The sequence below is a fragment of the Halomonas sp. 707B3 genome (genome assembly GCF_024158645.1).
Classification (GTDB): Bacteria; Pseudomonadota; Gammaproteobacteria; order Pseudomonadales; family Halomonadaceae; genus Vreelandella; species Vreelandella lionensis.
In genome coordinates, this window is sequence record NZ_JAMZBE010000101.1 from 1 (window position 1) to 12,357 (window position 12,357).

The window sequence follows — 12,357 nt, forward strand, 5'->3', positions numbered from 1 at the left end:
CAGTAAGCTCACCAAAGCCGAGCAGTTGGGGGTTGAAGTGATCGACGAAGCCACCTTTATTGAGCGTTTAGCCGCTTGGGAGCAAAGTGAATGAGCCGATTTATCGAAGTGCCCGCGCGGATGCTGCCGCCAGAAACATTAACCGCGCTGCTGGAAGCGTTTGTTACCCGGCAAGGCTACGACACCACCGACACCGGCGAAGGCATGAGCGGCTGGGTGGCCGAGCTCAGACAGCAGTTGGATCGTCACGAGCTGATCATTGCTCATGATCTAGAGCTTGAGATGACCGAAGTGATGACCCTCGCCCAATGGCGCTCCTTTGGGCGAGAGTTGGCGGATGACGAAGAAGAGGGCGACTACTGAGCCCGTACCAGCGCGCTAATCACCCGCCGCCCTGGGTGCAGATGATCAATAAGCGGCTGCTCAAGCGGTAGCGGCTCATCGCAAATGCGCGATGCGATAACCTCCGCACACAGCGGCGCGCTGGCAAGCCCTCGTGAGCCGTGGGCGGTGGAGATCCACAGCCCGGGGTAGTGCTCGCCGGTAATAGTAAGCACTTTAGAAGCATCTTTACGCAGCACTGCGTAATCCCGCTGCCATGCCGTCGCGTTGGGCACTGGACCAGCGTAAGGGGTTTTATCGGGGCTGGCGGCTCGCACCGCTGCCCGGCCTTCCAGTGCCTCTGGGCTTAACGAAACGCCGGATGCTTCAAACGCAGCCACCCACTCTGGCAGCGCTTGGCGTAGCTCATCAATATTGCGCTGGTGCTCTTCCTCGACCACTTGCGTTGTGGCGTTATTGGGCACAAAGCTGGCGCCAAAGGTCAGTACGTTATCCATCGGTGGTGATACATAGCCTCCCGCACATACCACTTTAGTGGGCACCTTCGTACCTGCTGGCAGCGTTAGCTCGCTGACCTGGCCGCGCACCTGCTGCAACGGCAGCTCGGCGGTTTGCGCAAACTGGTTAGCCAGGGATGCCGTAGCCACGACCACATGATCAGCCTGCAGCGTTTCACCGCTGGTCAGCGTGACCTGCCACTGCGCCGTTTGGGAGGCTTGCTGGGCTTGCTTTAGCTCGGTGGCGTCGCCCTGTTGAAGAGTGATATTGGCGTGCTGCAGCAACTGTTCGCAGAGTTTTTTGGGCTGAACCCAACCCGCCTGGGGATAAAATAGCCCGTGGGCCGCAGAGACCGGCACGCCAGCTAGGCTGCTCAGCGCATCACTCTGTGCAGACACGACCGATTCCGGCAGCGGATGATTGGCCAGAAAACGCTGCTGGCGGTTCGCCTCTTTATCGCTTAGAGCGAGCTGTAACACGCCACAAGGCTGCCAGAGCGGAGGCTCTTGGGGGTGAGCCGTTGCCAGTTGGCCAAACCAGCGCTGGCTATACAGCAGCCCCGCTAAATAGAAGCGGCTTTGATGATTGGTTTCCACCGCCAGCTTCACATAGAGCGCCCCTTGACGATTGCCGGAGCCGCCCGCGCCAGGGGCGTCACGCTCAATCACCGTGACTTGCTTGCCGCGCTTAGCCAGCGCTGCCGCTACGCTGCTGCCCGCCATGCCCGCGCCAATTACAATCACGTGCTTTGCATCGCGGTGGGCAGGGGGCGTGAACCAGGGCGCCGCGTTGCGCCGCGTATCTGTGGGCGGTGCTTCTATACCGCCCGCTAGCATCTCTCGTTTACGTCCAAACCCCGGCACTTTTTTCCAGTGAAACCCCGCCGCTTTCAGCCCGCGCTTGACGATGCCCGCACAGGTAAAGGTGGCAAAGGTGGCGCCAGGGCGGGAACGGGCCGCCATGGCTTCAAACAGTTCCGGCTGCCACATATCCGGGTTTTTAGAGGGGGCAAAGCCATCTAAAAACCAGGCATCGACTTGGCCCTCCAGCAGGTTCAGCCGTTCGGTGGTGTCGCCAAAGTGCAGGTCGAGGGTGACGCGCTCGCTTAGGTGCAAACGGTGGATGCCGCTTACCGCTTCCGGCCATAGCGCGCACAATACCTGTGAATAACCGGCAAGCGACGGCCACGCGCTTAGGGCGCGGGTAAGCGCTTCCCGGTCGAGGGGAAATTTTTCTGTGGATAACAGATGCAGCCGTGCGCCTTTTGGGGCGTGCTGCTCAAAGCAGGCCCAGGCGCAGAGCATATTTAGCCCGGTGCCAAAGCCTGTCTCGCCAATCACAAAGGCCCGCGCTTCCTGCCACGCTGCAAAGCGCTCGGGAAGCTGGTTGGCCCCTAAAAAAACGTGCTCGGTTTCTGCACGCCCATCCTCACGGGAAAAATAGACGTCGTCGAAGGCGTCTGAATGGGGAGAAGTGTCGTTCCACGTCAGCTGTGGGGCGGTTAACGCCTCAAGTGGGGGTAGAGCACTAGGGGATTGAGCAGGGCGTTGAGTCACGCGGGCATCCGTGGTGGCGATAATTGGTTAAAAAATGATCAATTTGTTAATCGGGGCGCTATCTCTGGCTTATAGAAAAGCGTCCGCCGAGTTTTCACAGAGTTTTCCACAGGCTCTGTGAAAAAGCGGGCGGACCCTCCACACTCGCCCCTATTGGTCAAGGCAAAACTTTTTTGAACGGCTTAACAATTACCTTGGCATAGACCCCAGCGATGATGTATGGATCGGCATCTGCCCAGGCTTGCGCGTCCTCTAAACTATCGAATTCCGCCACGACCAAGCTGCCACTGAAGCCCGCTTCGCCGGGGTCATTAGAATCAATCGCCGGGTGTGGGCCAGCCAGTACAAGGCGACCGTCATCGCGCAGTGCTTCAAGCCGCGCTAAGTGGTCGGGGCGGGCTGCTAAGCGGCGCTCTAAGCTGTTGGCAACATCTTCACTGATAATGGCGTAAAGCATGGGGATAACTCCTTGAAGGCAGGGGTAACGTATCGGCCATAACATTGACCGCACCCCGGTTAGCGCGCACCATGGCGAGCCTATTCGTGTTCTACACGCCTATTCTGACAAACTCGCCACACGGCGTCATGCTAATGCCACTACTTCCTAATGCGCTTGCCTCAAAACTTCCCGCCGTGTTCGATGCCGACCAGCGCTACTCGGTTGACCTGCACATGCACTCAACCGCTTCTGATGGGGCGCTTTCCCCGACGGATCTGGTAACCCTATGCGCTGGGCGTGGGCTTACTCACATGGCGCTCACCGACCACGACACCATGGATGGCGTGGAAGAAGCGAGCCACGCCGCCCAGAAGGCAGGGCTTTGCCTGGTGCCGGGATGTGAGTTATCCACCCGCTGGCAGGGGATTAATATTCACGTGGTAGCGCTAATGCCCGGCGGGCTGCAGGGGCCGATGATAGAGGGGCTTGAGCAGCAGCGGGAAGCGCGTATCAAGCGCGCTGAAGTGATCGCCGAGCGTTTAGAAAAAATGGGCTTACCCAACGCGCTGGAAAAAGCCCGCGCCCAGGCAGGCAGCGACCGCCCTCTGGGGCGGCCTGATTTTGCCCGAGCGTTGGTAGCAGAAGGTGTGGTGGCCGATTGGGCTGGCGCGTTTAAGCGCTACCTGGGCAGCGGCAAAAAAGGCGATGTTAAAGCCCATTGGCCGGAAATCAGCGAAGCAGTGGGCTGGGTCGTGGCCTCTGGCGGTGTGGCCGTGCTGGCCCACCCACTGCGCTACGGGCTTACCCGGCGCAAGCGCGGCCTGTTGATGGATACCTTTATGGCCGCAGGCGGGCAGGGCGTAGAGCTTGTTAGCGGCCAGCAAAACCCAGACGCCACCCGCGATTTAGCGCGCCAGTTGGTAGAGCGGGAGCTATACGCTTCGCTGGGCAGTGATTTCCACTTTCCCGGCAGCCATGCAGCGCCTGGCAGCATGAGCCCGGTGCCCCGTACCGCCGCGCCGCCTATTTGGCAGCACCCCCGTTTAGCCCACCTGCGCGATGCCCCGAGCGGTATGCTGGGTGCTAAGCCGCTGAATCAGCTAAGCTAAAAGTGATATCGCTAAAAACCTTAGCTAATAGATGCCTACAGGCAGGAGTAAGCGATGAGCCAATATTTTCAGATTCATCCGGAAAACCCGCAAAAGCGGCTGATTGACCAAGCCACCGAGATTATTCGTAAGGGTGGAGTAGTCGCTTACCCAACGGACTCAGGCTACGCGCTGGGCTGCCATTTAGGCGAAAAAAAGGCCATTGAGAAGATCAAATGGCTGCGCTCGCTGGATGACAAGCACAACTTTACCCTGGTGTGCTCGGACCTTTCCGAAATTGGCACTTACGCTAAAGTGGATAACGCCGTGTTCAGGCTGCTGAAGGCTCACACGCCCGGCCCCTACACCTACATTTTGGATGCCACTACCGAAGTGCCGCGCTTGCTGCTGCACCCTAAGCGCCGCTCAATTGGTGTCCGGGTGCCCGATCACCGCATTACCCACGCGCTGCTAGAGGCGCTGGGTGAGCCGCTAATGAGCGTTACGCTGATTCCGGTAGGCGAAGCGCTGCCGATGAGCGACCCGGAAGAGATCCGTGACCGCTTTGGTGCCCATCTGGATCTGATTATTGATGGCGGCGCCTGCCATCTTGACCCAACCAGCGTGATTGACCTGCGTGAGCTGCCGCCGAAAATTGTGCGGGAAGGGCGCGGAGACATCACGCCATTTCAAGACTGATGCCGGAAAGGCTAGAAACGACGGGGGCGCCTAGCGCCCCCGTGTTTTGAGTGCCTGTTTGAGCACTGGTAGATAGTGGCGGTGACAACCGCTACGACTCGCTAGGAGCCTCATCGCCATTGTCTTCCTCTTTCTTCTGCGCTTTCTTGCGTGGGTCTTCGCTATTTTCATCCAGCCAGGTGCCGCAGCGTAGGCAGTAGCGGGCACGCTTTTCGTGGCGGTCGTGGCCGCAGCCAGGGCAGGCTTCTTCTGAGTAGCGGTCTTCACGAATCGAGCGGATCACTTGGGCAGAAAACACCCCGGTGGGCACGGCAATAATCGAGTAGCCAATCAGCATCAGAATCACTGTGATGGCTTTGCCCAGCGAAGTGGCGGGCACAATATCCCCATACCCGACGGTGGTAATGCTCACGATGGCCCAATATATCGACATGGGGATGCTGGTAAAGCCCGACTCAGGGGACTCAATAGTGTACATCAGCGCGGCAAACAGCGTGACTACCATGAGAATGCTACTGAAAAATAGCAAAATCTGGCGCAGGCTACGTTTAAGCGCATCCAGCAGCAGCCTGCCTTCCCCCACAAACTCCATCAGTCGCAAAATGCGGAAGATGCGTAACACCCGCAAAATCCGCACCATCACCAGCGCATGCGCGCCAGGCACCAGCAGCACTAGCCAAGTGGGGATAATTGCAATCACATCCACCACGCCGTAAAAGCTTTTTAAATACACCGTGGGGCGTTCAAGGCAGTAAAGCCGTACCAGCAGTTCCAGGCTAAACAGCAGTGTAAAGGCCCATTCGATGTAGAAGAAAATATGCCCATAACGCTCGGCATAAATCTCAACGCTACCGAGCAAAATCACCGCAACGCTGAGCAGAATGGCGACGATTAGCGCAATATCAAACGCCTTTGCCCCCGACGTATCGGATTCAAAAATAATATGGAACAGCCGGGCGCGGAATCCTTCGGCGCCGGGAGTAAGGGGAAAGCTCATCGCGTCATCCTGAGGTGGGCTTAATGAGTGGTTGAAACGTGTTTAGCGTAGCGCGGTTTCATAAGCGAAGCGACGTGCCAAATTTAACGCAGCCGCGCCGTAGGCGTTGGTGGGCATGCCCGCGCTATCTAATGCCTTAGGCAGCATCTCAGCATCTGCCCGTGCGGCGCTATCCAGCTGCGGGTGCTGGGCAAGCGTTGCCAATGCCTGCTGCGCGGCGATTAAGTGCGTCGCGTCACCGCTATCGTGATAGGCGTCGAGTGCGACTGTCGCGCGGTGTAGCCACTCGGCCGGGTGCTGGGCATCAGGCAGCGGCCACTGCTGGCGGCCCAGCGCATTGCCCCGCGATGCCTTACTGCTGTCGGAGGGGCGCAGTGGTACTTGGCTGGCCAGCTCGGCCGCCAGCGACCATAGCGCCTCAGGGTCGCCTGCTTTTAACTCTAGCTCCACTTCGCAAATCGGCGCGCGAGCCTTGCCACAAACGATCTCGCCCTCATCCAGCACCAGCTCAATCTTGCTGCCTTGCCAGGCAAGCTGCCAACTGCGGCGGGGGAAGTCTGTGCTTAGCGTCGGGCGCAGTGCCGCAATTTTGTCTGCTAACGCGTTTTGAAAGGGCGGCAGGGCGGCCAGGGCGGATTGATCTAAGCTGGGGTCAGGAACTTGCCACTCCCACTCCTGTCGGCTGGAGAGCCCGCCACCCCCTTGGCCTGCGGTTTTTACCGTCTGCAATACTTGGCTATCCAGCTGGCGCAGGCGCACCGCTATTCGTGCGGCGGCTAAATCTCCCGCCGGGGTATCGAAGTAGGTGTTGGCCAGCTGCTGCTGAACGGGGGGAGTGCTGGCGAGCACCGGATGGTGTAACAGCGCGTCGATCTGGGTGGGCGGCAGCGCCAGTTTTAGCTCTACCTCGGTCGGTGCTGGCATACTGGTTGAGTTTTTCATGACAATCGCCACCTCACTATTGTGACATTTTGGTTAATTTTTGATGACATTATGAACTTTTCATGACGGCGGCGGACGCACTCTTTATACTGGCGCCCGCCATTTCCAGGCTCCCCGAAAACAGGCTAAAGGCTATATGGTAACCTCCAACCCTTTTTCCGCGATGTTTGGCCGCTCGCCATTCCAGCCGCTGCTGGCCCACATCGTCAAGGCCAATGAATGTGCCGACCAACTGTTGCCGTTCTTCGAGGCAACACTTGTCGGTGATTGGGACACGGCGGCTGAGCTGCGCGAGAACGTCACGCGCTTAGAGCACGACGCCGACACCCTGAAAACAGAACTGCGGCTGAACCTGCCTAACACCATGTTCCTGCCGGTATCGCGTTCTGACCTGCTCGATTTGATCAGTGTTCAGGACAAGATTGCCAACAAAGTGCGCGACATTACCGGCATTATGCTGGGCCGTAAAATGCGCGTACCCAATGAGCTGGCCGAACCGATGCGCGACTACATGCGCACCAGTGTGGCCTGTGTGGCCCAAGCCCGCCAAGCGCTTGAAGAATTGAAAGACCTGCTGGAATCCGGTTTTGGTCGCAACGTTTCCGATGTCATGCAAAACATGATCCGCGAACTACACACCCTTGAGCACCAGGCCGACAGCCAGCAGGTGGCGATTCGTCGTCAGCTGTTTGAGCTTGAGAGCCAGCTGCCGCCGGTGGATGTGATCTTCCTCTACAAGATCATCGAGTGGGTTGGCGAAGTCTCTGATCGCGCTGAACGCGTGGGCAGTCGCCTGCAGATTTTGACCGCACGCTAAGGGATACTCATGCAGATTATTGCCCAGCACGGTGACATTTTTATCATTCTGGCCTGTTTATTTGGTTTCTTTATGGCATGGGGCGTTGGCGCAAACGATGTCGCTAACGCCATGGGAACCTCGGTGGGGTCGAAAGCGATTACCATCAAGCAGGCGATCCTTATTGCCGTTGTCTTTGAGTTTTTAGGCGCATGGCTGGCCGGTGGCGAAGTTACCAACACCATTCGTAAAGGCATCATCGACCCGGAGTTGCTGCAGGAAGACCCGCAACTGCTGGTGTACGGTATGTTAGCGGCGCTGCTGGCAGCGGGAACCTGGCTGCTAGTGGCCTCCATGAAAGGCTGGCCCGTTTCCACCACGCACTCCATTGTGGGCGCGATTGTGGGCTTCGCGGTGGCAGGCCTGGGGGCTTCTACCGTGGATTGGGGAGCGGTTACCAAGATTGCGGCAAGCTGGGTCGTTTCCCCGCTGCTGGCCGGTACCATCGGCTTTGTGCTGTTCAAATCGGTCCACCACCTGATTTTTGAAAACGATAACCCGTTTACCGCCGCCAAGCGCTACGTGCCGGGCTATGTATTTTTGGTGGGCTTTATTGTTGCCATGGTCACGCTGACCAAAGGGCTCTCCCACGTGGGGCTCGACCTGACCTTTAACCAAAGCCTGCTGCTCTCCATCCTGCTCGGCTTGGTCATTATGGGTATTGGCATGCTGATGCAGCGCCGCATCAAATTCGAAAAGACCGCTAACGACCATTTTGGTTACGCCAACGTGGAGCGAGTGTTCGGCGTACTAATGATCTTCACCGCCTGTGCCATGGCCTTTGCCCACGGCTCTAATGATGTTGCCAATGCGGTTGGCCCGCTGGCAGCGGTGATCAGCGTGGTGCAAACCGGCGGCGAAATTGAGGGCTCGGCCCTTGTGCCCTGGTGGGTGCTGGTACTAGGTGGCGGCGGTATCGTCGTTGGCTTGGTTACCTATGGCCATAAAGTCATCGCGACGGTCGGTACCGGCATTACTGAGCTGACGCCAAGCCGTGGTTTTGCGGCCACCCTGGCGGCGGCTACCACTGTAGTGCTGGCATCGGGTACTGGTCTGCCCATCTCGACCACTCACACCCTAGTGGGCGCGGTGCTGGGCGTAGGCTTGGCCCGTGGTATGGCGGCGCTTAACCTGCGTGTGATTGGCACCATTGCCATGTCGTGGCTGATTACGCTGCCTGCTGGTGCTGGTTTGGCGATTCTGTTCTTCTTTATGTTTAAAGGCATGTTTGGTTAACAGACGGAGCTAACTCCGCACCGCACGCCACAGCTCGGCTGAACCGCCAAGCCTACAGCGGCACCTTCTTAGCACACGATCTTTGAATAAGATCTTTGCAATAGAAGGTGCCGCTGTTTTTTGTGCTCTGTTAAAGTAAACAGCGTTACCTTCATTCACCTGCTGCCGGAGAGCGGCCCTTGGACACTCGTTTCCCCTTTGTAGATTGGTTTCGTAACGCCTCCCCATACATTAATGCGCACCGGGGGCGAACCTTTGTCATCTTGATTGAGGGCGAAGCCATGGCGTCTGGCCGAGGGGAGCAGCTCATCCAGGATTTAGCGCTGCTGCACACCTTAGGTGTGCGCTTGGTAGTGGTGTTCGGCATTCGCCCTCAGGTACATGAGGCACTGACTGCCGCTGGCGTAGAACCCACCCGGGTGGATGGCCGCTGGGTGGCCGATCGCGCGGTGATGGCCCACGTTGAGCAGGTAGCGGCGCACCAGCGGCTATGGCTGGAAGCCCGGCTTTCCCTTGGCCTGCCCAGCACGCCGCTACACGGCGTAGAACTCAGCGTGATTTCCGGCAACTTGGTCACCGCCAAGCCGCTTGGTGTGCGCGAAGGAGTGGATTTTGACCATAGCGGCGAAGTGCGCCGGGTGCGTGCCAGCGCTATTGAAGGTCTGCTGGAAAAAGGCTCGCTAGTGCTGCTGCCGCCGCTGGGCTTCTCCAGCACGGGTGAAGTGTTCGATTTAGACGCCTCGGAAGTGGCCCAGCACGCCGCCGTGGCTCTAAAGGCCGATAAACTGATTCTACTGGGCGAGTCGGAAGGGTTGGAGGACGAGCAGGGCGCGCTCTTGCGCCAGCTTTCCCCTTTTGAGGCAGAGCCGCGCCTGCAGCAAGCCGCGCCGGGTAGCGAATTGGCGCGACACTTGAGTGCTGCCTGCACCGCCGCCCGTGAGGGTGTAGCACGCACTCACTTGCTCTCGTGGCGCAATCACGACGCGCTGCTGGGCGAGCTATTCACCCGTGACGGCGTGGGCACCATGATTACCCAGCACCGCTACGAACAGCTGCGCCCCGCCACGCTGAACGATGTGGCAGGCCTGCTAGAGCTGCTAGAGCCGCTAGAGCGGCGCGGTATGCTGGTAGCACGCTCCCGCGAGCGGTTAGAGCACGAAATTGATGATTACATGGTGATTGAGCGGGACGGCATGGTAATTGGCTGCGCAGCGCTACACGTCTTCCCTGAGACCACCGTAGGTGAGCTAGCCTGCGTCGCCGTTCACGGCAACTACCGGGGTGGCGAACGCGGCGAGCGGCTAGTGGAAGCCCAAGAGCGCCGAGCGCGCCAGCGCGGGCTTTCCGAAATGTTTGTACTCACCACCCACACCGCCCACTGGTTTGTAGAGCGCGGCTTCCGCGCCGCAAGCCTTGAAGACCTGCCGCCTTTAAAACGCGAAACCTATAACCACGCCCGTAAATCTAAGGTGTTGGTGAAAAATTTGGCGGGGTAGTGGGAAAAACTGACACCATGCACGCTATCTACTACCTCACTAGAGACAGTATGCGCTATGGTAAAAGAAACTAACCAGGAGATGTCGCCATGAGTCTCAAAAGTGTTGTACACATTGCAAGTGTCACTACTATTTTTCCGCAAAAGAGGCAGGCGCTCAAACCTGTTGAATTTGTAGGGCATGAGAGTGATGCAGAGGCATTGAGAAGCGATTTTCTAAAGGTTGGAAAAGATATGCAAAAAGCGATGGAGCAATATGACCGATTCCCCAAGCTCTCACACTCGTGATTCATCGCAGCAATCACCAGCTTCTTCTAACACTCAAAGTATTATTGCTCAACAATTGACCTACTCAGGACCCTTGCCACCTTCTGCTGAAATGGAGAAATACGAGCGCATCAGCCCAGGCGCTGCAGATCGTATTTTAGCAATGGCTGAGAAGGAACAAGCGCATCGCCACAAGCAAGAAGACAAAGAAAACGCCGCCAACTCTCGTATTGCTGAGTCAAATATACGCTCTCAGGATGCCAGTATCAGCGAGATCAAGCGCGGCTAATGGATGGCCTACAGCCTTGGCTACTGTATTTATAAAGGTGCGTAACAAGCAGTAGTGTAAGCAGGGAGAGAGTGTGATGGGTAGGGCGGCACAGCCGCCCCAGAAGACTGCTCAGGTATTGAGAATCACACCGCCGTTCAAGTGCATGGTTTGGCCGCTCATGTAAGACGATTCCTCGCTGGCCAAGTAGACATACGCCGGTCCGATTTCGCTAGGCTGGCCGGGGCGCTTCATGGGCACTTGGTTGCCAAATTCCGCTACTTTATCTTCCTCGAAGCTTGCTGGAATCAGCGGCGTCCAGATGGGGCCTGGGGCCACGGCGTTGACGCGAATCCCGCGATCCATCAGCGACATCGCCAACGAACGTACCAAGCCCTGAATAGCACCTTTGGTGGCGGTGTAATCAATCAGCGTGTCGTTGCCCTTGAACGCGTTGATGGAGGAGGTGGCAATAATCGTATCGCCCTCGCTCAAGTGGGGCAGCGCCGCTTTGGTTAAGTAGAAGTGGCTGAAGATATTGGTTTGGAAGGTACGCATTAACTGCTCGTCGGGGATCTCGGTAATATCGTCCCAGTCGTACTGCTCAGCGGCGTTATTGATCACGATGTTGATCTTGCCGAAGTGATCCAGGGTGCGCTTAACAATCTCGCGACAAAATGCCGGGGCGGCCACATCGCCTTTCAACACCAAGCAGCGGCGGCCTTCTGCTTCCACTAACCGCTTGGTTTCCTCGGCATCTTTGGTCTCTTTGAGATGCACAATCACACTGTCTGCCCCTTCACGGGCGTAGTGCACGGCCACGGCGCGGCCAATGCCGCTGTCGCCGCCAGTAATAATAGCCACTTTATCGAGCAGTTTTTCAGCGCCGCGATAGCTCTGGCGAATGTACTCCGGCTCCGGGCGCATGGCGTACTCATCGCCGGGCTGTTTGTTCTGGTGCTGCGGGGGCTGCTGTTGGTCGCTCATGTGCGGTCACTCCTTTGTGTGCACGAATCGCTTCGATTAGCTGGCAGGGCTGCCTGTCTCCTCAGGCGGCTAGCTGCCGAATGTCGAGCTTTCAACGTAGACCAAAGGCGAAGGATAGAGCAAATAGTGCGGGCGCATCAGTAACCTGGAATAGCGAGAATTAATAAAGGCTATTTAAACAGACGATCAATAGGAGATTGCTCCTGCTTCTTTTTTTAAGTGACTGTTATAAATGGTTTTTGATTAAGCGTAAGTAAGTAGTGATGGTATTAGGCGGATAGCGCACCATGGCAAGAACCCCTGCAGCAGCTATAGTGAGTGAGGCCTTATTCCAGCCACTATCTCGACAACCACCAAGGAGTAGGAGGTACTATGTCCCCTGATAAAGACGACCAGAAGAAAGATCAGCGCGACGACCATCATGATGATGCAAACCCGATGCCTGACACGCACCACGTCAATCCTGATGCCGAGAAAAAGTCAGAGAAAAAGTAAGTAAGAGAGATTAAAAAGGCGCTGTTGTTAGCGCCTTTTTTTAGTTTATGACCCGTCCTGAATAGAGTTGACACGTTCCCGTCCTTATTTTGAGAGAGCGTGATGAGTCAACGAGTTAAGCGCACACAGAAAGACTACACTCTGGCCTTTAAACAGGCCGTGGTAGAGCAAGTGGAACGTGGCGAGATGACC

The 12,357-nt window shown here is 57.3% G+C and carries 14 protein-coding genes; 9 read left to right on the forward strand and 5 right to left on the reverse strand.

Translation table 11 applies throughout. From position 1 onward, the window contains the following. Positions 1–90 precede the first annotated feature (90 nt). Positions 91–363 carry a YheU family protein gene (locus BIS10_RS13065; RefSeq protein ID WP_062372376.1) on the forward strand — a complete coding sequence of 91 codons (273 nt, stop codon included), beginning with the start codon at positions 91–93 and terminating at the stop codon, positions 361–363. Here the strand turns inward: BIS10_RS13065 and mnmC are convergent. Together mnmC and BIS10_RS13075 are read right to left on the reverse strand one after the other, a co-directional pair. Continuing rightward, positions 357–2,396, reverse strand: a complete 2,040-nt coding sequence (mnmC, locus tag BIS10_RS13070; protein ID WP_253505826.1) for a bifunctional tRNA (5-methylaminomethyl-2-thiouridine)(34)-methyltransferase MnmD/FAD-dependent 5-carboxymethylaminomethyl-2-thiouridine(34) oxidoreductase MnmC — start codon at positions 2,394–2,396, stop codon at positions 357–359. The two genes, BIS10_RS13065 and mnmC, sit on opposite strands and share 7 nt — an antisense overlap. A gap of 157 nt (positions 2,397–2,553) precedes the next feature. Then, positions 2,554–2,853, reverse strand: a complete 300-nt coding sequence (locus BIS10_RS13075; RefSeq protein WP_253505828.1) for a YciI family protein — start codon at positions 2,851–2,853, stop codon at positions 2,554–2,556. A 134-nt stretch (positions 2,854–2,987) separates the two neighbouring features. Between BIS10_RS13075 and BIS10_RS13080 the strand changes: the two genes are divergently transcribed. Together BIS10_RS13080 and BIS10_RS13085 are read left to right on the forward strand one after the other, a co-directional pair. Further along, positions 2,988–3,944 (forward strand): PHP domain-containing protein, encoded by a 957-nt coding sequence (locus tag BIS10_RS13080; RefSeq protein ID WP_253505830.1) that lies wholly within the window; start codon positions 2,988–2,990, stop codon positions 3,942–3,944. Positions 3,945–3,998: 54 nt separating this feature from the next. Beyond that, the gene (locus BIS10_RS13085) at positions 3,999–4,622 is read left to right on the forward strand and encodes an L-threonylcarbamoyladenylate synthase (protein ID WP_159341265.1); all 624 of its coding nucleotides are present in this window, start codon (positions 3,999–4,001) and stop codon (positions 4,620–4,622) included. A gap of 91 nt (positions 4,623–4,713) precedes the next feature. Here BIS10_RS13085 and BIS10_RS13090 read toward each other — a convergent pair whose 3' ends face one another. Together BIS10_RS13090 and BIS10_RS13095 are read right to left on the reverse strand one after the other, a co-directional pair. Next, positions 4,714–5,619, reverse strand: coding sequence for an ion transporter (locus BIS10_RS13090; RefSeq protein WP_083023653.1), 906 nt, complete (start codon positions 5,617–5,619; stop codon positions 4,714–4,716). Between the two features lie 42 nt (positions 5,620–5,661). Then, the gene (locus BIS10_RS13095) at positions 5,662–6,561 is read right to left on the reverse strand and encodes a CYTH domain-containing protein (RefSeq protein WP_253505832.1); all 900 of its coding nucleotides are present in this window, start codon (positions 6,559–6,561) and stop codon (positions 5,662–5,664) included. 136 nt (positions 6,562–6,697) lie between these two features. Between BIS10_RS13095 and BIS10_RS13100 the strand changes: the two genes are divergently transcribed. The 5 genes from BIS10_RS13100 to BIS10_RS13120 all read left to right on the forward strand — a co-directional run bounded on the left by BIS10_RS13100 (position 6,698) and on the right by BIS10_RS13120 (position 10,704). Continuing rightward, positions 6,698–7,378, forward strand: coding sequence for a TIGR00153 family protein (locus tag BIS10_RS13100; protein WP_044629978.1), 681 nt, complete (start codon positions 6,698–6,700; stop codon positions 7,376–7,378). 9 nt (positions 7,379–7,387) lie between these two features. After that, positions 7,388–8,653 carry an inorganic phosphate transporter gene (locus tag BIS10_RS13105; RefSeq protein WP_230834682.1) on the forward strand — a complete coding sequence of 422 codons (1,266 nt, stop codon included), beginning with the start codon at positions 7,388–7,390 and terminating at the stop codon, positions 8,651–8,653. A gap of 179 nt (positions 8,654–8,832) precedes the next feature. Then, positions 8,833–10,149: an amino-acid N-acetyltransferase gene (argA, locus tag BIS10_RS13110; protein ID WP_253505834.1), complete on the forward strand. Its 1,317-nt coding sequence runs from the start codon at positions 8,833–8,835 to the stop codon at positions 10,147–10,149. Positions 10,150–10,238: 89 nt separating this feature from the next. Further along, a complete protein-coding gene (locus BIS10_RS13115; RefSeq protein ID WP_253505836.1) occupies positions 10,239–10,436 on the forward strand; it encodes a hypothetical protein in 198 nt (65 codons plus the stop codon). After that, positions 10,405–10,704 carry a DUF2335 domain-containing protein gene (locus tag BIS10_RS13120; RefSeq protein WP_253505838.1) on the forward strand — a complete coding sequence of 100 codons (300 nt, stop codon included), beginning with the start codon at positions 10,405–10,407 and terminating at the stop codon, positions 10,702–10,704. Before BIS10_RS13115 ends, BIS10_RS13120 begins: the two co-directional genes overlap by 32 nt. Before the next feature lie 111 nt (positions 10,705–10,815). Here the strand turns inward: BIS10_RS13120 and BIS10_RS13125 are convergent, their stop codons facing one another. After that, positions 10,816–11,670 (reverse strand): SDR family oxidoreductase, encoded by an 855-nt coding sequence (locus BIS10_RS13125; protein ID WP_253505840.1) that lies wholly within the window; start codon positions 11,668–11,670, stop codon positions 10,816–10,818. A 372-nt stretch (positions 11,671–12,042) separates the two neighbouring features. On the opposite strand from BIS10_RS13125, the gene BIS10_RS18935 reads away from it, so the two are divergent. After that, positions 12,043–12,165, forward strand: a complete 123-nt coding sequence (locus tag BIS10_RS18935) for a hypothetical protein (protein WP_266100169.1) — start codon at positions 12,043–12,045, stop codon at positions 12,163–12,165. The last annotated feature ends 192 nt before the right edge of the window (positions 12,166–12,357 follow it).

Bases quoted from the DNA above. Each gene is read 5' to 3' on its own strand.
- BIS10_RS13125 (WP_253505840.1), bottom strand. From the start codon at position 11,670: ATGAGCGACCAACAGCAGCCCCCGCAGCACCAGAACAAACAGCCCGGC.
- BIS10_RS13065 (WP_062372376.1), top strand. From the start codon at position 91: ATGAGCCGATTTATCGAAGTGCCCGCGCGGATGCTGCCGCCAGAAACA.
- BIS10_RS13085 (WP_159341265.1), top strand. From the start codon at position 3,999: ATGAGCCAATATTTTCAGATTCATCCGGAAAACCCGCAAAAGCGGCTG.
- BIS10_RS13105 (WP_230834682.1), top strand. From the start codon at position 7,388: ATGCAGATTATTGCCCAGCACGGTGACATTTTTATCATTCTGGCCTGT.
- BIS10_RS13090 (WP_083023653.1), bottom strand. From the start codon at position 5,619: ATGAGCTTTCCCCTTACTCCCGGCGCCGAAGGATTCCGCGCCCGGCTG.
- BIS10_RS13080 (WP_253505830.1), top strand. From the start codon at position 2,988: ATGCCACTACTTCCTAATGCGCTTGCCTCAAAACTTCCCGCCGTGTTC.
- BIS10_RS13095 (WP_253505832.1), bottom strand. From the start codon at position 6,561: ATGAAAAACTCAACCAGTATGCCAGCACCGACCGAGGTAGAGCTAAAA.
- BIS10_RS13120 (WP_253505838.1), top strand. From the start codon at position 10,405: ATGACCGATTCCCCAAGCTCTCACACTCGTGATTCATCGCAGCAATCA.
- BIS10_RS13100 (WP_044629978.1), top strand. From the start codon at position 6,698: ATGGTAACCTCCAACCCTTTTTCCGCGATGTTTGGCCGCTCGCCATTC.
- BIS10_RS13115 (WP_253505836.1), top strand. From the start codon at position 10,239: ATGAGTCTCAAAAGTGTTGTACACATTGCAAGTGTCACTACTATTTTT.
- BIS10_RS13075 (WP_253505828.1), bottom strand. From the start codon at position 2,853: ATGCTTTACGCCATTATCAGTGAAGATGTTGCCAACAGCTTAGAGCGC.
- BIS10_RS18935 (WP_266100169.1), top strand. From the start codon at position 12,043: ATGTCCCCTGATAAAGACGACCAGAAGAAAGATCAGCGCGACGACCAT.